Consider the following 19,559-nt stretch of genomic DNA (forward strand, 5'->3'; position numbering starts at 1 on the left):
GTCGGACCTGCGCGTGCCGTGGAGAGTGCTGCGAAGACGCTTTTGACATACCGGTTTCCGTTTTTGCGTGGACAGCAGCTTCGGGGAGTCGCGGGCAGGTGTCAAACGGCAATCGGCCTGACGTCGAAGGCCCCGGTCTTGCATGCCCCTGTGCATCGTCCTCCTCAAAGTCTCGACTCATGACCGATACCCACATGCCTCCTGCCCTGCGTTTCATGCTGGCCGCCCGGCGCAGTGAGCTTGCCGGGCTTGAGGGGCTGGCCCAGACCTGTGAGCTGGTGACGTCGATCAGTCAGCTGGTGCATGCGCTCCAGCGCGAACGTGGCTACTCGAATGTGTACCTGGGGTGCATGCACCCGCGGCACTTGACCCAACTTGATGCATTGAGCACAGAGGCTAGGACTGTGGAGCATCAGGTGGTGACGTTGTTTCAACGCATCGATCTGGACGCCAATACCGCCCCGGATCGGGCGCGGCTGTTCAACCGGCTGGCCTTCGTGATGCATGGACTGGATGAGTTGCCCGGGCTGCGTCGACGCATTCGTGATCAGCGCGCGACGGCAGTGGAAGCCACCGCAGCACTGACCCGGTTGATCGGCGGCCTGCTGGCGGTGGTCTTCGAAGCCGCCGACACGGCGGTCGACCCGCAGATCACACGGGTGTTGGTGGCGTTGTTCAATTTCATGCAAGGCAAGGAACTTGCCGGGCAGGAGCGGGCAGCGGGTGTGGCCGGTTTCTCCGCGGGTTTTTTCGACGCCACGCTGCGGGCGCGCATCGAGCATCTGGCCCATGGGCAGGAGCGGTGTTTTCAGACGTTCGTCGAGTTTGGTGAGGACGCAGCGGTGCAGGCCTGGCGCGCGCAGCAGGCCAGCGAAACCACCACGCAGGTCACACGATTGCGGGGTGTCGCGCTGAAGACGTCGGAGACCGATCGGGTCGATTCGACGCTTTCGGACATGTGGTTCGAGTTGGCCACGGTGCGCATCGACGCCATGCGCGCCGTGGAAACCCGATTGGCAGAGGTGTTGTTGCAGCACTGCCAGGTCAGCATCAGACAGGCCCGTGCCGATCTGGACAACCACCGCACGTTGCTCAATCGACTGGTCAGCCTGAAAACCGCTGGCTGCATGGATCAGGCGGTCCTGTTCAACGTCCAGGCGGTGGAGCTCGACAGCCCGCCGCCAGATGGCTTGGGGCATCACGTCGGGCGTTCGGTGCTCGACATGCTCCAGACCCAGACGCAACGGTTACTCAGTGCCCACGACGAACGCGACGAGGCCCGCAAGGCGTTGAACGAACGGAAGGTGGTGGAGCGGGCCAAGCGTCGGCTAATGGACGAGTTCCAGCTGAGCGAGAACGATGCTTACGAGCGCCTGCGTGTGTCGGCCATGGACCGCGGGCAGCGCATGGTCGACGTGGCGCAGGCATTGCTGGATCGGGTGGCGCAGCGCACGAACCGGCGTTAGCCGCCGGTCATGTTCATGAATCGCACCACTTGCACATCGTCGTTGATCTCGAAGTTGTGCTGGTAGGGCTTGAGCTTCATGGCTTCGATGATGGCTTTTTCGAGCTTCTCCGGCTGGCCGGGCTTGGCGCGCAGAACGGCCTTCAGGTCAGCGGAGTGTTCGTTGCCCAGGCACAGCAACAGCCGACCTTCCACCGTCACGCGCACGCGGTTGCAGGTGGCGCAGAAATTGTGGCTGTGGGGCGAAATGAAGCCGACGCGGGTGTCCGGGGCTTCGGCCAGGCGCCAATAGCGCGACGGGCCTTGGGTCGATTCGGTGGAGTTGATCAAGGTGTAGCGCTCGGCAATGCGTTCGCGCACGTGATCGCTGGAGTAGAAGGACTCGGCGCGGCTGTGTTCGCTGATGATGCCCAGTGGCATCTCCTCGATGAACGTGATGTCCAGCCCGCGATCGATGGCGAAGCCCACCAGGTCGTTGATCTCGTGATCGTTGCGCCCTTGCATCACCACGCAGTTGAGCTTGGTGTGGCGAAAACCGGCAGCATTGGCGGCGTCGATGCCTGCGATCACCTTGTTCAGGTCGCCGGTGCGGGTCAGCTCCTTGAACCGGGCAGGGTCGAGGCTGTCGAGGCTGACATTGAGGCGCTTGAGGCCGGCATCGAACAGCGGGGCGGCGAGCTTGTCGAGCTGCGAGCCATTGGTGGTCATGCACAGCTCGCGCAGGCCAGGGAGGGCAGCAATGTTTTTACACAGGCTGACAATCCCGGCGCGCACCAGAGGTTCGCCACCGGTCAAGCGAATCTTTTTCGTGCCCAGGGCGACGAAGCGCTCGGCGATCTGCTGAATTTCCTCGAGGGACAGAATTTGCTGGCGAGGCAGGAAGGTCATGTCTTCGGCCATGCAGTACACGCAGCGAAAGTCGCAGCGATCAGTCACCGACAGGCGAACGTAATCGACCTTGCGTGAAAATCCGTCCAGTAGAACTCGATCAGACATTGCGTTTCTCGACAGCGTGTGGCGTGGCAGGAATGAAGCGCGCAGCTTCTGATAAGAGTGCAGCGCGCAGCAATCGTTATATTTTTTGGCTCGTCGGTCGCTCAAGGCTCGCTGGGGAAACAGGGGCCGAGGCTTGGGTCGCCTTGGAATACGACACGTAATACGCCAGCCCGACAAAAATTGCACCCCCCACCGCGTTGCCAAGGAAGACGGGCACGAAATTTTCGATGAAATCGGCCCATGTCAGCGCGTCGACAAAAATGGCTGCAGGGATCACAAACATGTTGGCGACCACGTGCTGGAAGCCGATGGCCACGAAACCCATGATCGGGAACCAGATGCCGACCACCTTGCCGACCATGTCTTTACTGGCGTAGGAAAGCCAGACCCCCAGGCACACCAGCCAGTTGCAGCCGATACCGGAGATGAACGCCTGGCTGAAATCGGCGCTGGCTTTGGCCTTGGCGATGGCCACGGTCTTGGCCAGGAAGGGGCCTTCGGTAAGCCCCAGCACGTGGCCGAAAAAGTACGCGACGAACAGCGCGCCAAGGAGGTTGGCGAAGGTGACCAGCAGCCAGTTGCGGGCCACGGCGCCCGCCGTGATGCGTCCCGCGAACATCGCGGTCGGCAGGCTCATCATGTTGCCGGTCAGCAGCTCTCCGCCGGCCAGGATCGTCAGGATCAAGCCGATCGGAAAAACTGCAGCGCCCACCAGGTTGCCAAACGATGCCCAGGGAGCGGGGATCAGGGTGCTGACATGAATGTCCAGCACAAAGCCGAGGGAAATGAACGCACCGGCCAGAAAGCCCAATATCAACACCGACAAGGTGGGCAGGTGCGACTTTTTAACGCCGGCTTCGATGGCGATTTCGGCAATTTGTTGAGGCGTGTTGATGGACATGTCGGAGACTCGTACGCAAAGGCGAGCGGCGCGCTACGGGTTCGCGCGCTACGCAGATAGTCAGGGTGGTGTTCAAGCGTCCGGTCTCGATGCGTCACGTCGCGGCCGACGTGACACCCATCCTTGTGAAGTGACGCTGCGACCCCAGGCCGCATGGCAAAACCGTCGATAAAGACGTATTCAATTGATAAGCACGCTACCGATCCCACGCCAGAGCGTCCAATCGCTTGTTCCGATGAAGTCATCGACAGGCTCTATCGGGTCACGTCTTGTCTTCACGGCTCATGCTGCGTTCGTAGCGTTCCAGCAAGGGCTGAATGCTGATGCCGTGCAGCAGGATGCTTAGCGCGACCACCGACAGGGTCAGGCCGATGGTGGATTGCACGTCGTCCATCGGCAGACCGTGGGACAGGGCATAGCACAGGTAATACAAGGTGCCGATGCCGCGAATGCCGAACCAGCCCACCAGCGCTTTCTGTGGGCGGGTCAGTAAACGCTTGCTGATCATTAACCAGACGCTCAGCGGGCGAATGACGCAAAACAGCGCCAGGCCCAGTCCAACGGCGCGCCAGTCCCAATAAAAGGCGATGGCGGCGCCCAGCAGCGTGATCATCAGCACTTCCATGGCCCGTTCTACCAGGCTGCCGAACGCCAGCATGTCGCCCATCATGACCCCTGCCGCCAGTTGCGAATCGCTGAGGTCTTCGTCATTCGGCACAGTAGCGGCCTGTGGGTCGCTGTCCATGTGGCCCAGCACGGGTTGCGCGATGTGTTCCGAAGGCACTTCCGACTGGGTGGTATGGACCTCGGCGCGACGCAAGCCCAGACCGGCCGCGAACACGGAGAGGAACCCATAAGCCCCCAGACCTTCGGCCAGCACGTAGGCAATGGCGATCAGCGCCAGGGCAAGAAAGTCATTTGGCGATGTGGTGCTGTCGGCGTTCTTGACCCTGAGGTAGATCATGAAATGACCGACGCCACGTCCCAGCCCATAGCCCAATAGCAGACCGACGGGCACGCCCCAGACGATGTTTTTCAGCAGCCAGCCCTGCACCCAGGTGAAATCCGCGGTGCCGTGGGTGAGAAACAACAGGGCGAAGATCACAAACGGAAAAGCGCTGCCGTCGTTGAGTCCGGCCTCCCCGGACAGGCCGAAGCGCACCCGGTCAAAGTCTTGGGCGTTGTTGACCTGAACCAGGCCTGCCAGCACCGGGTCGGTGGGGGACAGCATCGCGCCCAGCAGCAGCGACATGGCCCACGGCAACCCAAGCAGGTAATGCGCGGCGAGGCATACGCCGAGGATGGTCGCCAGCATCACGGGCACTGCGAGCAGGTAGGCTGAGTGCCAGGCCGAACGGTGCAGCGGCAGCCGCAGCTTGATTCCGGTGTTGAACAGCGAGAACAGCACGGCGATTTCTGTCAGGCGTTCCAGCCAGTGGCGGGATTCACGAATGTCGAGCTGGACCAGGTCCAGCCCCCAGGGCCCGATGCAGGCGCCGAAGGCGAGACACACCGCCGAGGTGGTCACCGGCAGCCAGCGCAAATAAGAAGACGTGAGTGCGAGGAGCATCAGCAAGACACCCAGCACGGTCATACACAGAATAAAACTCATCCGGCCTCGTTAAACGTGAGTAGGTGGGGTTCTCTGTGTGACTGTGTGGGTCTGGGATAGTTATAAGGAATATGAGTGGACTGCGCAGAACCTGTGGGGCCAGCAAGCCGGCTCCCACACGTCACAGCGTTTCCTCAGGAATGTCGCGTGCGCTTACCGCTCGATGGTCCGGCTCCAGCGTGCGTTCCATTCCGGCCGGACCAGATTGACCTTGTCCCAATCGATGGTCACCGCCGTTTCCAGGTATTTGTTCATCGCATCGACCTGGCCTCGGGTGCGGTCGCTGGTCGGGGTTTTCGGGTTGGACGGGATCTGATCGCCCAACTCCAGCGCCGGTGCTTGCGCTTCCGGCGTCAGCAGGAACTCGGCCAGCTTTTGCGCCAGTTCCGGCTGATCGTTGTTGGCGATGGTGCATTCGGCCACATTCAGCACCACGGCGCCTTCTTTCGGCGGGGCATACTCGACCGGAATGCCCTTGAGCTTGAGCGCCGTCACTTGCGTTGGGGTCAACGGGAACAGCGCCGCTTCGCCGGTCTGCACCATCTCGGAGATCTTCGCCGAGCTGGCGATGTATTCCAGCACGTTCGGCCCGACGGTTTTTGGCCAGGCTTTGAAGCCCGGCTCGACGTTGGTCTCGTCGCCGCCCTGCAAACGGTTGAACATCAGAAAACCGTGCAGGCCGAAGGTCGAAGACGCCAGCGACTGAAACACCAGTTTGTCCTTGTAGCGCTTGTCAGCCATGTCGCCCCACGAGGTCGGCGCGCTCCAACCGTTCTCCTGGAACAGCTTGGTGTTGTACGCCAGCCCCGTGACGCCAAGGCTCACGGCCACCGCTTCGTCCTTGATCTTGCCCTTGTCCGGAATGTCCGCCAGGGTCGCGCTGGGCTTCAGCTTGCCGCACAGGCCCATGGAAATGGCCCGGTACATAATGCCGTCATCGAGGAACATCACGTGCATCTGCGGGTTGTCCTTGCTCGCCTGGACCTTGGCGAGAATGTCCGACGAGGTGCCCGGCACGATCACCACTTTGACATTGTTGGCCTTCTCGAACGCCGGCAACACCTGATCGGCGTACAACCGCTCCATGGTCCCGCCGTTCATGCCGAGGTAAAGCGTGGTTTCCGCCTGTGCAGTGCCCGACGCCAACAGCGCGGCCAGAGGGAGGCAAGACAGTCCAGTGAGGGCAAAATGTTTGATGCTGTTCATGGTTTTCATGGGTGTGGGCTTCCTCTGAACAAAGGGATGACGTTGGCCACGGGTGTGGGCGCAGCCGTAACGGGCTGGACAGGCTGTGAAACGGGTTGAAAGCGGCGGATCGAAAACGCGTCGAGGGCAATGCCGGACGCGCCGAGACAGACCATCTGCGCCAGTGCTTCCCCTGCGGCAGGACCGATCTGGAAACCGGACCCGGCAAAACCGAAGCCGTGCAGCAGGCCCGGTTGCGTTGAACTGGCGCCGAGCACCGGTTCCCGGTCGGGCAAGTAGCCTTCGGTGCCGCTCCAGGTGCGGATCGCTTGGGCGCCGGCCAGTGGCGGGTACAGTTCGGCTGCGTTGCGCAAAATGTCGAGGATCGCCGCCTGACCGGGCCGCGCCTTGGTCGGGTCGAGGGGGAAGCCCTGTCCGCCGCCCAGCACGCAATTGCCCCGTGCGACTTGGCGGGCATAGATTCCGCCGCCTTCGACGCCGGTGCTGACGTCCATGAACATCGGCAACGGCTCGGTGACCAGCATCGCCGGATGCCCCGAGCGCATGGGGACTGGCTCGCCAAACTGCTCGGCCAGTGCAGCGGCCCAGGCCCCGGCGCAGTTCAGCAGCCACGGCGCACGAAACGCTTGACCGTGGGCAGTGTGCACCGAGAAGGCCTGACCGTCGTGGCTGACCCCCGTGACCTGCGCCTGTTCGAGCACCTGGGCCCCGGCGCGGCGGGCGGCAAAGGCGAAGGCGGGGGAGACCAGTCTTGGATTGGCGTGGCCGTCGTCGGCGCACAACGAAGCGCCAACCGCGACATCCCCCGCCCAGGGAAAGCGGGCCCGTAATTGCGCACGGTCGAGCAATTGCAGATTCAGCCCAAAGCCTCGGGACGCCTGTTCGTAGGCCACCAGCGCCGCCATGTCCTGATCGCTGCGGGCGAGTTTCAGGTGACCAGAACGCAGGTATTCGCCGTCGATACCGATGAGGCTTTTCAGGTCGCTCCAGATGCCGTGGGCCCGTTGCGACAACGGCAATTGCGACAGCGGCCGACCCTGTCGCCGCACACCGCCGTAGTTGACGCCGCTGGAATGCGAGCCGAAAAAATCCCGCTCCAGCAGCGCCACGCGTTTGCCCTCTCTGGCCAGAAACAGGGCGGCGGAGGCACCGACGATGCCGCCGCCGACGACCACGGCATCCATTTCGACAGGCAGGCTCATGGCTCAATCTCCACGCCAAAGGGCAGCGGCTTGATCGGTGCCTGACCGCGCAACCGGCCAACGCTGGCGATGTCGCGACCTGAGGCGTGCGCGACGAGTTCGGTCGCCGCCAGCCCGCACATGCGGCCTTGACAGCGTCCCATGCCGACGCGGCACATGGCCTTGACCCGGTTAATCTCCCAGTGCCCCTCGGCGACGGTCTGGCGAATGTCCCCCGCGCTGATTTCCTCGCAGCGGCAGACGGTCATTTCGTCTGGCGCGGTGGCAGCCCAGTGTTCAGGGAAAGGAAACGCCGTTTCCAGGCCGTGACGGAAGCGTTGAATGCCGTCAAGTTTGCGTTGCAGCTCGCCGCTGCGATTCGGATCAACCTGATGCCCGGTGTCGCTCAGCAGCGTCAAGGCCGCGAGTTCTCCGGCCATTTCTGCCGCGTCGGCGCCCATGATGCCGACGCCGTCCCCGGCCAGATACACACCCTCGACACTGCTGCGACCCTGAGCATCGCGAGTAGGCAACCACGCGCGGTTGAGCGGGCTCCAACTGAAGTCGCACCCCAACAGGTCGGCCAGTTGCGTCTCGCTGCGCAGGGCATGAGCGAACGCGACGGCGTCGCAGTCCAGCTGCTTGAGCTGCTGGCCGTCTCGCCACCGCGCGCTGCTGACCCGCTGTTGTCCTTGAATGCTGTCCAGTTCAACGCCCTGATGCACCGGGATCCCGTGCGCGGTGAGCCAGCCCCGGTAATACACGCCTTTGGCCAGGGTCGCCGGTTGACCGAGCAACGCGGGCAGGGCGCGGGTCTGGGCCGACAGCGGCGAGCTGTCCAGCACCGCCAGCACCTTCGCCCCGGCCTTGGCGTATTGATAGGCCACCAGATACAGCAACGGTCCGCTGCCGGCGAACACCACACGCTCGCCGATGGCGCAGCCCTGGAATTTCAGCGCGATCTGGGCGGCGCCGAGGCTGTAGACACCGGGCAGCGTCCAGCCGGGAACGGGCAGAATCCGGTCCGTGGCGCCAGTGGCGACGATCAGGTGCTTGTACCGCACCTGCGCCGCCACGCCGTTGAACAGGGTGTCCAGGGTGTGCGATTCCGCGTTCCATACCAGGGTTTCCGGGCGGTAATCAATGTCAGCCTGAAGGCGATCCAGCGTCGAATGCACAGCTTGGGCCTTGGACGCCTCGAAGCCATACAGCGCCTTTGCCGAGCGCTTGAAGTTGTCCGGCTGGCGACGGTAGATCTGGCCGCCCCCGCGCAGGCTTTCATCGATCAGGCAAGGTTGCAGTCCGTAAGCTACGAGTGTCTGCGCGGCGCGAATGCCGGCAGGGCCCGCGCCGACGATGACGAAATCAGTCTGCTTCATAGGCTGCGCCCCGGGTCGCGGCTGATGCTCAGTCCGGCTTCCAGCAGCGTCGCGCAGGCGCGCACCCGGCCCCCGTCGCCGAGCTTCACCCAGCAATCCTGGCACGCCCCCATCAGGCAGAAGCCGGCGCGGGGCTCGGCGCTGAAATCGCTGCCGCGCAGATGCTCCGAGGAGGTCAGCACCGCCGTCAGCAGGGTGTCGCCCGCCAGGCCGCTGGCGGGCTGTCCGTCGAGGGTGAAGCGCAGAACCTCGCGGTCGTGTTCGGCCAGTCGTTTCAGCAAAGCCATGGCGCGTTCTCTGTGAGGCGTGAAGGAGTTGAGATGAACATCAGTGACGGCCCACCAGTACGCGGTCCAGGCCATACACCCGGTCGAGAATGATCATGGTGGCGGCGGTCAGGGCGATCACCAGCGCTGATACGGCGGCCATCATCGGGTCGATGGATTCGGTGGCGTACACGTACATGCGCACCGGCAAAGTCTGGGTCGAAGGCGAGGTCACGAAGATCGACAGTGTCACTTCATCGAAGCTGTTGATGAACGCCAGCAGCCAACCGCCCGCGACCCCGGGCAGGATCATCGGCAGGGTGATCTGGCGAAACAGCGTGAAGCGGCTGGCGCCGAGGGATTCGGCGGCCTGCTCGGCGCTGCGGTCGACACCGATGGCCGCCGCGATCACCAGCCGCAACACGTAAGGGGTGATCACCACCACGTGGGCGAACATCAGCCACACGAAACTGCCGTTGACTCCCATCAGCGCGAACAGGCGCAGCATCGCCACCCCCAGTACCAGGTGCGGAATGATGATCGGCGACAAGAACAGCCCGTTGAGGAAGTTGCGACCCGGGAACCGGTAGCGTGTGATCGCCAGCGCGGCGGGCACCGCGATCAGCGTCGCCAGGGTGGCGGCGACCACGGCGAGGATCAGGCTGTTATAGAACGCCTGAATGAAATCGGCGCGCTCAAACACGGCCTTGAACCAGCGCAGGGAAAGCCCATGCCACGGCAGGCTCAACGTGTTTTCCGGCGTGAACGCCACCAGACACACCACCGCCAGCGGCGCCAGCATGAACACCACGATCAGGGCATGAAAGGACAGGGCCAGAGGACCATTCTTGGACATCGGATCATTCCCCCAGGGATTTTTTATAGCGGCCTTCCACCAGCCGGTTCCAGGACAGCATCACCAGCAGGTTGATCAACAGCAGCGCGACGGCAATCGCGGCGCCCATGGGCCAGTTGAGTTCCGAGAGGTATTGGTCGTAGACCGTGGTGGCGACCATCTTCAGGCGTCGGCCTCCCAGCAGACCGGGAATGGCGAACGAACTGGCGGACAGTCCGAACACAATCAAGGTGCCGGACAGCACGCCCGGCATCACCTGCGGCAGCACCACCAGACGCATGACCGTGGCCTGACTCGCACCCAGCGACAGCGCAGCCTGTTCGGCAGAGCGGTCGAGCTTTTGCAGCGAGGTCCACACCGGAATGATCATGAACGGCAGCATCACGTGGACCAACGCCAACACCACGGCAAACGGGGTGTAGAGCATCTTGATCGGGCGTCCGCCCAAGGCCTGGATCGCCTGATTCACCAACCCGTCGGCCCCCAGCAACAGGCTCCAGCCGAAGGCGCGCACCACCACTGAAATCAACAGCGGCGTGAGGATCAGGATCAGGAAGATCGAACGCCACGGCGTGCCCATGCGGCTGAGGATGTACGCCTCGGGCACCCCGATCACCACGCACAGCAGGGTCACCAGTGCGCTGATCCAGAACGTGCGAAAGAAGATTTCGTAGAAGTACGAATCGGTTACCAGATTCAGGTACTGCGCGAACGTCCAGCTGCCGCTTTTGACGCCGACCGTGTAGTCGAACACGTTGAACGACAACACCAGTGTCAACAGCAACGGCAGCACCAGCAGACCGCCGAACAGCACCAGTGCCGGGGCCGAGAGCAAGTAACCGCGACCGGTGTCGCGCAGGACCGCACTCATGCCGACACCTCGTCCGCGTCCAGCACGCGCAGCAATTCGGCGGGCCAGTCCAGGCCCACTGCCGTGCCTTCATTCATCGGGGCGTCGCCGTTGTTGCGGCGCACGACGGTCAGCTCGCCGATCGGCGTGTCGATGCGATACAGCCACTGGCTGCCGAGGAAGTAACGGGTGACGATTCGTCCTTGCAGGCGGCCCTCACCGGCGCTGACCAGGTCGATTTTTTCCGGACGCAGGCTGAGGGTCAGTTCGCCGTCGCCTTGGGTCTGTCGCACCTGGGCCGCGCCGCTGGGGTCGCGCTCACCGCGCAGCAGGTTGGCTTTGCCTACGAACCCCGATATGAAGCGGGTGCGCGGGTGTTCGTAAAGTCTGTAGGGCTCGTCGATCTGGGTGATGCGCCCGGCCTGCATGACCACCACGCGATCGCTGATCGACAGCGCTTCGGCCTGGTCGTGAGTGACCATCAACGTGGTAATCCCGACTTCCCGCTGAATGCGCCGAATCTCGAACTGCATCTCTTCGCGCAGATTGGCGTCGAGGTTGGACAGGGGTTCGTCGAGCAGCAGCACCGGCGGTTCGATCACCAGCGCCCGGGCCAGCGCCACGCGCTGACGCTGGCCGCCGGAGAGTTCGCGGGGATAGCGCTCGGCATGCTGATTCAGGCGCACCAGTTCCAGCACGCGGGACACGCGTCGTTGAAGGTCGTCGGCGGCGACTTTGCGCATCTTCAAACCGAAGGCGACATTGTCGCGCACCGTCATGTGCGGAAACAGCGCGTAGGACTGGAACACCACGCCCAGGCCCCGGCTCGCGGGTTTGGCGTGGGTGATGTCGCGACCGTCGAGAAGGATCGTGCCCGAGGTGACATCGACGAACCCGGCGATCATTTGCAGGGTGGTGGTCTTGCCGCAGCCGGACGGGCCGAGCAGGGACACGAATTCGCCTTTTTCCACCGACAGGTCGGTGGCGACCACTGCATCGACGGCGCCGTAACGTTTGCAGAGTGCCTGGAGTTGAAGGAAAGCCATGGCTGCGGTCCACCTTTTGGTGCACGCCGGGGGGCATGCGTTTTTTATGGGCAGATGCGAAGAGAGGCGGCGTGCCGATGGGTCGGCATGCTCAATGGACGCTGGCGCTCGATCGGGGTCGGCTGCCGGTGTTATTCAAATCGCCCTGGTGGACTGAGCCTAAGCCGAAGACTAGGATGCGCTCAACGAAGAATTTCATTGAGCGAGTAGTATTTTCGAGTTTATCCGCTGAATGAATAACAACAGGAAATAGTCGAAATTGGATTCCACTGATCGGAATAATGACTTGAAAGAATCGGGCGTGGGTGCGGTCTCGCGGCTGTTCGCGGTGTTGCGTTGCCTGGGGGAATGCCCTGAAGGCGGCGAGCGCGTGACGCAACTGGCCCAGCGGGTCGGTTTGTCGCAGCCGACCACCCACCGTTTGCTGCGCAGCCTGATCGACGAAGGCATGGTCGAGCAGGACGCGCGCAGCAAGCGCTATCGTTTGAGCCTGGAATTCTTCACCTTGGCGGCAAGAGCGGGGCAGACCGGCAACTTGCGAGACGTGGTGCGGCCGAGCCTGTTGCGGTTGTCGGCATCGCTGGGGGATTCGCTGTTCCTGCTGGCGCGCAGCGGTTTCGATGCGGTGTGCCTGGACCGCAGCGAAGGGCCTTACCCGATCCGGACCTTCACCGGGGATATCGGCGGCCGCGTGGCATTGGGGGTGGGGCAGGGCAGTCTGGCCATTCTGGCGTTCCTGCCGGAAGACGAGCGCGACACGGTGATCCGTTACAACCTGCCGCGATTGCGGGATTTTCACCTGTACGACGAAGTCATGCTGCGCTCGGAAATCGACAACGTCCGACGCTTGGGCTACGCCTCGCGCAACACCGGGGTGCTGGAAGGCATGGCCGGTCTGGCGGTGCCGATCCTCGACCGCGAAGGCCGGGCCGTGGCTGCGCTGAGCGTGGCGACCATCAGCGACCGCCTCAATGCCGAGCGCATGCCCACTGTGGTGGACATGCTTAAACGCGAGGCCGCGGCCATCGGCCAACGCATCAACCCGTTCGACCCCGTACTGCGCAGGCCATCGCAGGTGTTTGGGCAGCGGGCGTCGTGAGGTCATCAGGCGTTGAGTCAGCGATGCCGCCATCGCGGCCGTCGTGCCTCCGGCGGCTCCTACGGGTTTTGTGTTGGCTGCGGGTTATCGGGTCGACGCATGTTTGGCGATTCCGGGCCAATTACGTCTTTCGAGCTCAACGCCTAACCCTGTAGGAGCTGCCGGAGGCACGACGGCCGCGAAGCGGTGGATCAGACAGCTCACCACCTAGCTGACCCACCGCCATCGCGGCCGTCGTGCCTCCGGCTGCTCCTACAGATTTGTGTTGGTTGCGGGTTATCAGGTCGACGCATATTTGGCGATTGAAAGCCAATCACCGATCCCGAACCTCAGCACATAACCCGTAGGAGCAGCCGGAGGTACGACGGCCGCGAAGCGGTGGATCAGACAGCTCACCTCCAGCTGACCCACCGCCATCGCGGCCGTCGTCCCTCCGGCGGCTCCTGCAGATTGGCGGCCAGCCGGCATCCGCGGATCGACCTGGATGAGGATCCAAAAACACGCGCTCACTCAGATGTTTAGCTCACTTGTCGCCGGTTTATTGACCTGCTTTTTCGCCACGGCATTGACGCTTTTTGACCGCTCGTCGGGCGCGTGGTCGGGGGTTTAAAGAAGCGCTGCGGCGGGTCGAATCAGCCTGTGTAAGCCCTCCATTTTCGACACGGTGGCACAGGGATGTGGCAAGCACGCATTTTTTCGGGTCATTCCGAAAACCGCAGTTTCCCCTGATGAGATTTCGCGTATGTCCAAATCCCTGAGATTGCAGATTCTGGCGCTGCTGGGTGGCAGCCTGGTCTTGGTGCTGCTGATCGCACTGGCCTGTTTTCAGTTCCTTTCCAGCAACGTCCACGCCTATCGCGGCCTTTTGGACGGGCCGCTGCAGGCTTCACAGCTTGTCGATCAGGCTAACCTTCAGTTCAAGATTCAGGTTCAGGAGTGGAAAAACGTATTGCTGCGAGGCAAACAGCCGGCCGATCGTGACAAGTTCTGGGGACAGTTCGAGGAGCAGGAGCGTCAGGTGCAGGACACCCTCGGTCGGTTGAGTGGGATGGCCGGGCTGGACGCAGCGAACAAAGCCCAGGTCGAAAAACTGCGTGACGAACACCGTGCGTTGGGCGTGGCCTATCGCAAGGGCCGCGATGCCTTCGTGGCAGCAGGCGGCGATCCGGTGACGGGCGATCAGGCGGTCAAAGGCGTCGACCGCGCCACCAGCGATCAGATGAGTGAACTGGTGGTCAACCTGCGCCACGTCAGTGACGAACAGTCAAAGGCGATCACCCATACAGCCGACCAGACCATCCTCATCGGCACCCTGGTCATGCTGGCCTCGGCGCTGTTGGTGGGGCTGCTGACGCTGTGGATGGTCAATCGCAACATCGTTGGCCCGATCAGCCTGTTGATCGAATACGTTGCGCAACTGAGTCAGGGGCGTTTTAGCGACCGGGTGAGCGTGACCCGTCAGGATGAGCTCGGACGACTGGCCGTGGCGGCGAACACCCTGCGCGATTTCCTTGCGGACACCTTCACGCGGTTGAAGCGCAGCACCACTGATCTGGACAGCGCGGGCGGCGAGCTGAAGGCTATCGCGACCCTGATGGCCCAGGGCACCCACGAGCAATTCGAGCGCACCGATCAGGTGGCGACGGCGATGACTGAAATGTCGGCCACCGCGCAGGAAGTCGCGCGCCACGCAGCGCAGGCGGCTCACGCGGCGGATGAAGCCGATCGCAGCTCTCAGGACGGCGGCAAGGTGATGAGCGCGACGATCACCGCCATCACCCAGATGCGCACGGAGATCAGCAACACCGCCGACGTGATTCGGCGTCTGGAAAGCGACAGCGGGCGCATCGGCAAGGTGTTGGAAGTCATTCGCGGCATCGCCGAGCAGACCAACCTGCTGGCCCTGAACGCTGCCATCGAAGCGGCGCGCGCCGGGGATGCCGGACGGGGTTTTGCCGTGGTCGCCGATGAAGTGCGCACGTTGGCCCAGCGCACAGCGGCATCGACCGCGGAAATCAACCAGATCATCAGCTCGGTGCAGACCGGTGCCATCGATGCCGCGCAGGCCATCGAGAGTGGCCAGGCGCGCAGTCAGGAGAGTGTGGATCAGGTCGCACTGGCCGGTTCTTCGCTGGCTCGCATTACCACGGCAGTGGAAGCGATTCGCGACATGAACCGCCAGATCGCCACCGCAGCAGAAGAACAGACTTCCGTGGCCGAGGACATTTCGCGCAACCTCACGGAAATCACCGCGATTGCCACCACCAACCAAAGCAATGTCCAGCGCACCCAGACGGCGAGCCAGGATCTGCATGAATTGTCGGTGGGGTTGAACGACGTCATTTCACGCTTGAGCGCCTAGCAGCAGCGGCGAGTTTCAAGCCTCAAGCGGCAAGAGGGCGTGCGCGCCGTTGCGGGTGGCTTACGGTTGTCAACGATGTGAACATGTAGGAGTGAGCTTGCTCGCGATCGCGTTCCGACCGGCGACAAGTCTTTGGATAGAAGAACGCAATCGCGAGCAAGCTCACTCCTACAAAGGGACTGCGTCAGGCCTGGCGGAATACGAGGGCTTTAAGGCCGCCGTCAGGGTCGATGTCGGCGAATTCGGGCGGGTTGTCCAGTCGCTGTTCGAAGCGCAGGCCCGGCGCTTCCTGCGTCACCCCTTCGATCAGGAAATCCGCCCCCAGCGCCGGATCGTTCATGCAGGCCAGCACGGTGCCGTTCGGCGTCAACAGCTCGGGCAGTTTGCGCAGCACGCGCTGGTAATCCTTGGTCAGCAGAAAGCTGCCTTTCTGAAACGACGGCGGGTCGATGATCACCAGATCGTACGGCCCGCCGCTTTTCACCTTGCCCCAGGATTTGAACAGCTCGTGGCCGAGGAAGCTGACGCGGCTCAGGTCGTGGCCGTTCAGGCGATGGTTGTCACGGCCCCGGCTCAATGCCGCCCGTGACATGTCCAGATTGACCACGGATGCCGCGCCACCCTCGATAGCGGCCACCGAAAAGCCGCAGGTATAGGCGAACAGGTTCAGCACACGCTTGCCTGAGGCATTGGCCCGCACCCAGTCGCGGCCATGGCGCATGTCGAGGAACAACCCGGTGTTTTGCTTTTTGCCGAAATCCACGCGGTACCGCAGGCCTCCCTCGGTCAGCGTCCACTCGTCCGGTATCTCGCCGAGCAGGGTTTCAGTGTGGCTGTCCGGCAGGTAGCGATGTTGCAGGAGCAACGTATGGGCCTGACTCGCCTGCCAGGCCGGCGTCTGCGTCAGAGCCGTCAGCACGCGTTTCAGCGCATCGAGGTCGTCAACGGCCGGTTCCTTGAACAACGACACCAACACCACGCCCTGCATCCAGTCCACCGTCAGTTGCTCAAGGCCCGGCCAGCGCCGTCCGCGGCCATGGAACAGGCGCCGGGTTTCAGCGGGGGCAGGGGCGAGGGCGGCGAGCAGGTGCGCGTGGAGGGTGTTCAGTGCGTCGGCGTTCATTCGAAGGGCAGAGGGTCGGCAGTGAGAAAGGTCGGCATTCTAAACCCAATTCCGCACCGTGAATGATTATCCTGTGGGCCCTCGAACATCGCCTTTGTGAAGAAGACCACCATGACCCCACCCCTGACGCTGCGCGACGCCCTTGATCACGACATGCCCGCCGTGCAACGGATCTATGCCCACCATGTCATCCACGGCACGGCCAGTTTCGAGCTGGAGCCGCCGACCCTCGTTCAGATGCTGCAGCGTCGGGCCGACATTCGTGCCAACGGCTTGCCGTACGTCGTCGCCGAGGCAAACGGCGAGATCGTGGGTTATGCCTACGCGACGCTGTATCGGCCTCGTCCGGCGTACCGCTTCACTGTGGAAGACTCGGTCTACGTACGCGAGGGCATGGCCGGGTTGGGCATTGGCCAGCAGCTACTGGAGACGGTGATTCAGCGGTGCACGGACGATGGTCGGCGGCAGATGGTGGCGATCATCGGCAACAGCGAAAACCTCGCCTCGGTGCGCCTGCACGAACGCCTCGGCTTTCGCACAGTGGGGGTGTTCGAATCCGTGGGCTTCAAGCATGGCCGCTGGCTCGACACCGTGATCATGCAGCGCGAGCTGGGCGAGGCGGGGCACAGCCTGCCGGTGTGAACCCCAGCGCTACGGCACGCTGCTGGCGGCGATGGGTTTGACGTCTGCCGACTCGCCGTGTCGGCGGCCGGTCTCCGGCACGGCGACCCACAGCAGCACGAAGGCCACCGCCGCAATCGCCGCCAGGGTGAGGAACGCGGCGTCGTAGCCCGCTTCGCGGATCACCAGCCCGGCCAGGCCATTGCTCAGCGCTGCACCGAGCCCGAACACTGTGGAAATCGCCCCCAGGCTGACGTTGAACCGGCCGGTGCCATGGGTCAGGTCCTTGACCACCAGCGGCATCAACGCGCCGAACGCCCCGGCGCCGATGCCGTCGAGTAACTGCACGCTCACCAGCCAATACGGGTTGTCCGACAGCACATACAGCACGCCGCGCAATGGCAGGAAGATGAACCCCGCCAACAACAGCGGCTTGCGTCCCCAGCTGTCGGCCTTGGCGCCCACCAGCCAGGCGACCGGGACCATGACCAGTTGCGCGGCGACGATGCAGGCGGAGGTCAGTGGTGTGGCGAGGTTGATGTCGATCTGTGACAGCTTTTGGCTGACCAGCGGCAACATGGCCGCGTTCGCCAGGTGAAACAAGCCACAGCAGATGGCGAAGACCAGCAGAGGCCGGTTGTGCAACAGCACGGACACGCCACTGGGTTGATCCTGGCCGTTCTCCTGTCGCGCATCGAACCCTCGGGCGACGTCATGATCGATCGCCGAGCCGTCGACGAAACTGACCGCGACGATGCTCGCCAGCGCCATGAACGCCATCAGGTAAAACACCGCAATCGGCCCGAACGCCCACGACAGCCCACCGGCCAGCAACGCGGCGCAAGCGTTACCGGCGTGGTTCCAGGTTTCATTACGGCCCGTCCGCCGGGTGAAGGCTTTGGGGCCGGTGATGCCAAGGGAAATGGCGGCGATGGCCGGGGCGAACACCGAGCCCGCGATGGCCCCCAAGCCCTGGGTGATCGCGACCCAAGTGAAGTCGTGGATGAACGGCAGGACCACGCAACTGGCGGTCACCAGCAGCGCGGCAATGACCACCACCATGCGTTTGCTGCGGGTGCGGTCAATCAGCGCACCCGCTGGCGTCTGGGTGACCAAAGCGGCTATACCGGCAAGTGTCATGACCAGGCCGATGCTGGCCGGGTCCCATTTGTGCACCGCCAGCAGATAGATTGCCAGGTATGGCCCCAAGCCGTCGCGCACGTCGGCGAGAAAGAAATTCAGACCATCCAGCGAGCGGTTGTTACGGTGTTCGGAAGGAGTGTTCAAGGCTGGCCTCGCCAAATGGGTCGCGCAGCCAAGAGGGGCGCAGGCTGCTCACGATTAATGACCTGTCGAGCGCTGAATTCGTTCGACGCCGGGCGCCCGACTTTTGCGCGGACGACAATTGTCTTTATCGCCCCGATATTTGAATCCGGCGCGAGGCAGGCATAAGCTGCGCGCCATTAATGACGACCCGCGCTGTTCGTGTCGTCGTGTAGTCACTTTTCGATCAGGAACTGCCATGTCCAGTCTGTTTCCCGCCGCCCGTCCACGTCGCCTGCGCAGCAACGGCAACTTTCGTACGCTGTTTCAGGAAACCGAACTCACGTTGAACGATCTGGTGTTGCCGATCTTCGTCGAGGAAGAGGTCGACGACTTCGTGCCCATCAACAGCATGCCGGGCGTCAGCCGCATTCCCGAGTCGAAGCTGGCACAGGAAGTCGAGCGCTATGCCCGCGCCGGGATCAAGTCGGTGATGACGTTCGGCGTCTCCCACCATCTGGACGCCAGCGGTAGCGACACCTGGCAGGAAAACGGTCTGGTCTCGCGCATCTCGCGCACCATCAAAGACGCTGTGCCGGACATGATCGTCATGTCCGACACCTGCTTCTGCGAATACACCGACCATGGCCACTGTGGCGTGATGCACGACGGCCACGTCGATAACGACGCCACCATCGAAAACCTGGGCAAGCAGGCGGTGATGGCTGCGCGCGCTGGCGCTGACGTGATTGCCCCGTCGGCGGCGATGGACGGTCAGGTTCGTGCCATCCGCGCTGCGCTGGATGCTGCCGGTTTCACGAATACGCCGATCATGGCCTATTCCACCAAATTCGCCTCGTCGCTCTACGGCCCGTTCCGCGAGGCCGGCGGCTCAGCGCTGAAAGGTGATCGCAAGACCTACCAGATGAACCCGATGAACCGTCGCGAAGCACTGCGTGAATCGCTGCTGGACGAAGCCGAAGGCGCCGATGCGCTGATGGTCAAACCCGCAGGCGCGTACCTGGACATCATCCGCGACATCCGCGAGGCGTCCAACCTGCCATTGGCGGCGTATCAGGTCAGCGGCGAGTACGCGATGATCAAGTTCGGCGCCCAGGCTGGAGCCATTGATGAAGCCCGCGTCGTGCGCGAAACCCTCGGTTCGATCAAGCGTGCGGGCGCGGACCTGATCTTCACCTATTTCGCGATGGACCTGGCGCTGCAAGGGATCTGACGGCGCACGTGCATGAATTGTGGGCGTGAGCTGGTTCACGAAGACGTCGGTGCACCTGAACGATTGTCTCAAGCCGGACGTGCGCATTCGTGAGCAAGC

17 protein-coding genes are annotated in these 19,559 nt (G+C 63.1%); 5 read left to right on the forward strand and 12 right to left on the reverse strand.

Annotated elements, in window-relative coordinates; translation table 11 throughout:
• Positions 1–179 precede the first annotated feature (179 nt).
• Positions 180–1,466, forward strand: coding sequence for a nitrate regulatory protein (locus B3N48_RS15235; protein WP_296185069.1), 1,287 nt, complete (start codon positions 180–182; stop codon positions 1,464–1,466).
• Here B3N48_RS15235 and moaA read toward each other — a convergent pair.
• The 10 genes from moaA to B3N48_RS15285 all read right to left on the reverse strand — a co-directional run bounded on the left by moaA (position 1,463) and on the right by B3N48_RS15285 (position 11,758).
• Positions 1,463–2,461: a GTP 3',8-cyclase MoaA gene (moaA, locus tag B3N48_RS15240; RefSeq protein ID WP_296185071.1), complete on the reverse strand. Its 999-nt coding sequence runs from the start codon at positions 2,459–2,461 to the stop codon at positions 1,463–1,465. The genes B3N48_RS15235 and moaA overlap by 4 nt on opposite strands.
• A gap of 76 nt (positions 2,462–2,537) precedes the next feature.
• Positions 2,538–3,362 (reverse strand): formate/nitrite transporter family protein, encoded by an 825-nt coding sequence (locus tag B3N48_RS15245; protein ID WP_296185074.1) that lies wholly within the window; start codon positions 3,360–3,362, stop codon positions 2,538–2,540.
• Positions 3,363–3,624: 262 nt separating this feature from the next.
• Entirely contained in the window at positions 3,625–4,974 is a 1,350-nt protein-coding gene (locus B3N48_RS15250; RefSeq protein WP_296185076.1) for a cation:proton antiporter, read from the reverse strand.
• Positions 4,975–5,127: 153 nt separating this feature from the next.
• Positions 5,128–6,180, reverse strand: coding sequence for an ABC transporter substrate-binding protein (locus tag B3N48_RS15255; RefSeq protein ID WP_296186143.1), 1,053 nt, complete (start codon positions 6,178–6,180; stop codon positions 5,128–5,130).
• A 5-nt stretch (positions 6,181–6,185) separates the two neighbouring features.
• Entirely contained in the window at positions 6,186–7,382 is a 1,197-nt protein-coding gene (locus tag B3N48_RS15260; protein WP_296185077.1) for an NAD(P)/FAD-dependent oxidoreductase, read from the reverse strand.
• Entirely contained in the window at positions 7,379–8,740 is a 1,362-nt protein-coding gene (locus B3N48_RS15265; protein WP_296185081.1) for an NAD(P)/FAD-dependent oxidoreductase, read from the reverse strand. The genes B3N48_RS15260 and B3N48_RS15265 overlap by 4 nt, the downstream gene beginning before the upstream one ends.
• The gene (locus tag B3N48_RS15270; protein ID WP_296185084.1) at positions 8,737–9,027 is read right to left on the reverse strand and encodes a (2Fe-2S)-binding protein; all 291 of its coding nucleotides are present in this window, start codon (positions 9,025–9,027) and stop codon (positions 8,737–8,739) included. The genes B3N48_RS15265 and B3N48_RS15270 overlap by 4 nt, the downstream gene beginning before the upstream one ends.
• Positions 9,028–9,067: 40 nt before the next feature.
• Positions 9,068–9,862, reverse strand: coding sequence for an ABC transporter permease (locus tag B3N48_RS15275; RefSeq protein WP_296185086.1), 795 nt, complete (start codon positions 9,860–9,862; stop codon positions 9,068–9,070).
• Positions 9,863–9,866: 4 nt separating this feature from the next.
• Positions 9,867–10,733 carry an ABC transporter permease gene (locus B3N48_RS15280; protein ID WP_296185087.1) on the reverse strand — a complete coding sequence of 289 codons (867 nt, stop codon included), beginning with the start codon at positions 10,731–10,733 and terminating at the stop codon, positions 9,867–9,869.
• Positions 10,730–11,758 carry an ABC transporter ATP-binding protein gene (locus tag B3N48_RS15285; RefSeq protein ID WP_296185089.1) on the reverse strand — a complete coding sequence of 343 codons (1,029 nt, stop codon included), beginning with the start codon at positions 11,756–11,758 and terminating at the stop codon, positions 10,730–10,732. Before B3N48_RS15285 ends, B3N48_RS15280 begins: the two co-directional genes overlap by 4 nt.
• A gap of 259 nt (positions 11,759–12,017) precedes the next feature.
• Between B3N48_RS15285 and B3N48_RS15290 the strand changes: the two genes are divergently transcribed.
• Positions 12,018–12,857, forward strand: coding sequence for an IclR family transcriptional regulator (locus tag B3N48_RS15290; RefSeq protein WP_296185091.1), 840 nt, complete (start codon positions 12,018–12,020; stop codon positions 12,855–12,857).
• 742 nt (positions 12,858–13,599) lie between these two features.
• On the forward strand, positions 13,600–15,219 hold the full coding sequence (locus B3N48_RS15295; protein WP_296185094.1) for a methyl-accepting chemotaxis protein: 1,620 nt from the start codon (positions 13,600–13,602) through the stop codon (positions 15,217–15,219).
• 184 nt (positions 15,220–15,403) lie between these two features.
• Here B3N48_RS15295 and B3N48_RS15300 read toward each other — a convergent pair whose 3' ends face one another.
• Positions 15,404–16,342 carry a class I SAM-dependent methyltransferase gene (locus B3N48_RS15300; protein ID WP_296185098.1) on the reverse strand — a complete coding sequence of 313 codons (939 nt, stop codon included), beginning with the start codon at positions 16,340–16,342 and terminating at the stop codon, positions 15,404–15,406.
• A gap of 111 nt (positions 16,343–16,453) precedes the next feature.
• Between B3N48_RS15300 and B3N48_RS15305 the strand changes: the two genes are divergently transcribed.
• Positions 16,454–16,984 (forward strand): GNAT family N-acetyltransferase, encoded by a 531-nt coding sequence (locus B3N48_RS15305; protein WP_296185100.1) that lies wholly within the window; start codon positions 16,454–16,456, stop codon positions 16,982–16,984.
• Positions 16,985–16,993: 9 nt separating this feature from the next.
• On the opposite strand, the gene B3N48_RS15310 is transcribed toward B3N48_RS15305, so the two are convergent.
• Entirely contained in the window at positions 16,994–18,250 is a 1,257-nt protein-coding gene (locus tag B3N48_RS15310; RefSeq protein WP_296185101.1) for an MFS transporter, read from the reverse strand.
• Between the two features lie 235 nt (positions 18,251–18,485).
• Between B3N48_RS15310 and hemB the strand changes: the two genes are divergently transcribed.
• Entirely contained in the window at positions 18,486–19,460 is a 975-nt protein-coding gene (gene hemB / locus B3N48_RS15315; protein ID WP_296185103.1) for a porphobilinogen synthase, read from the forward strand.
• The last annotated feature ends 99 nt before the right edge of the window (positions 19,461–19,559 follow it).

It is taken from the genome of Pseudomonas sp. UBA1879 (genome assembly GCF_002338065.1).
Lineage (GTDB): Bacteria > Pseudomonadota > Gammaproteobacteria > Pseudomonadales > Pseudomonadaceae > Aquipseudomonas.

Coding starts and splice junctions, on each gene's coding strand:
- B3N48_RS15235 (WP_296185069.1), top strand. CDS start 180: ATGACCGATACCCACATGCCTCCTGCCCTGCGTTTCATGCTGGCCGCC.
- moaA (WP_296185071.1), bottom strand. CDS start 2,461: ATGTCTGATCGAGTTCTACTGGACGGATTTTCACGCAAGGTCGATTAC.
- B3N48_RS15245 (WP_296185074.1), bottom strand. CDS start 3,362: ATGTCCATCAACACGCCTCAACAAATTGCCGAAATCGCCATCGAAGCC.
- B3N48_RS15250 (WP_296185076.1), bottom strand. CDS start 4,974: ATGAGTTTTATTCTGTGTATGACCGTGCTGGGTGTCTTGCTGATGCTC.
- B3N48_RS15255 (WP_296186143.1), bottom strand. CDS start 6,180: ATGAACAGCATCAAACATTTTGCCCTCACTGGACTGTCTTGCCTCCCT.
- B3N48_RS15260 (WP_296185077.1), bottom strand. CDS start 7,382: ATGAGCCTGCCTGTCGAAATGGATGCCGTGGTCGTCGGCGGCGGCATC.
- B3N48_RS15265 (WP_296185081.1), bottom strand. CDS start 8,740: ATGAAGCAGACTGATTTCGTCATCGTCGGCGCGGGCCCTGCCGGCATT.
- B3N48_RS15270 (WP_296185084.1), bottom strand. CDS start 9,027: ATGGCTTTGCTGAAACGACTGGCCGAACACGACCGCGAGGTTCTGCGC.
- B3N48_RS15275 (WP_296185086.1), bottom strand. CDS start 9,862: ATGTCCAAGAATGGTCCTCTGGCCCTGTCCTTTCATGCCCTGATCGTG.
- B3N48_RS15280 (WP_296185087.1), bottom strand. CDS start 10,733: ATGAGTGCGGTCCTGCGCGACACCGGTCGCGGTTACTTGCTCTCGGCC.
- B3N48_RS15285 (WP_296185089.1), bottom strand. CDS start 11,758: ATGGCTTTCCTTCAACTCCAGGCACTCTGCAAACGTTACGGCGCCGTC.
- B3N48_RS15295 (WP_296185094.1), top strand. CDS start 13,600: ATGTCCAAATCCCTGAGATTGCAGATTCTGGCGCTGCTGGGTGGCAGC.
- B3N48_RS15300 (WP_296185098.1), bottom strand. CDS start 16,342: ATGAACGCCGACGCACTGAACACCCTCCACGCGCACCTGCTCGCCGCC.
- B3N48_RS15305 (WP_296185100.1), top strand. CDS start 16,454: ATGACCCCACCCCTGACGCTGCGCGACGCCCTTGATCACGACATGCCC.
- hemB (WP_296185103.1), top strand. CDS start 18,486: ATGTCCAGTCTGTTTCCCGCCGCCCGTCCACGTCGCCTGCGCAGCAAC.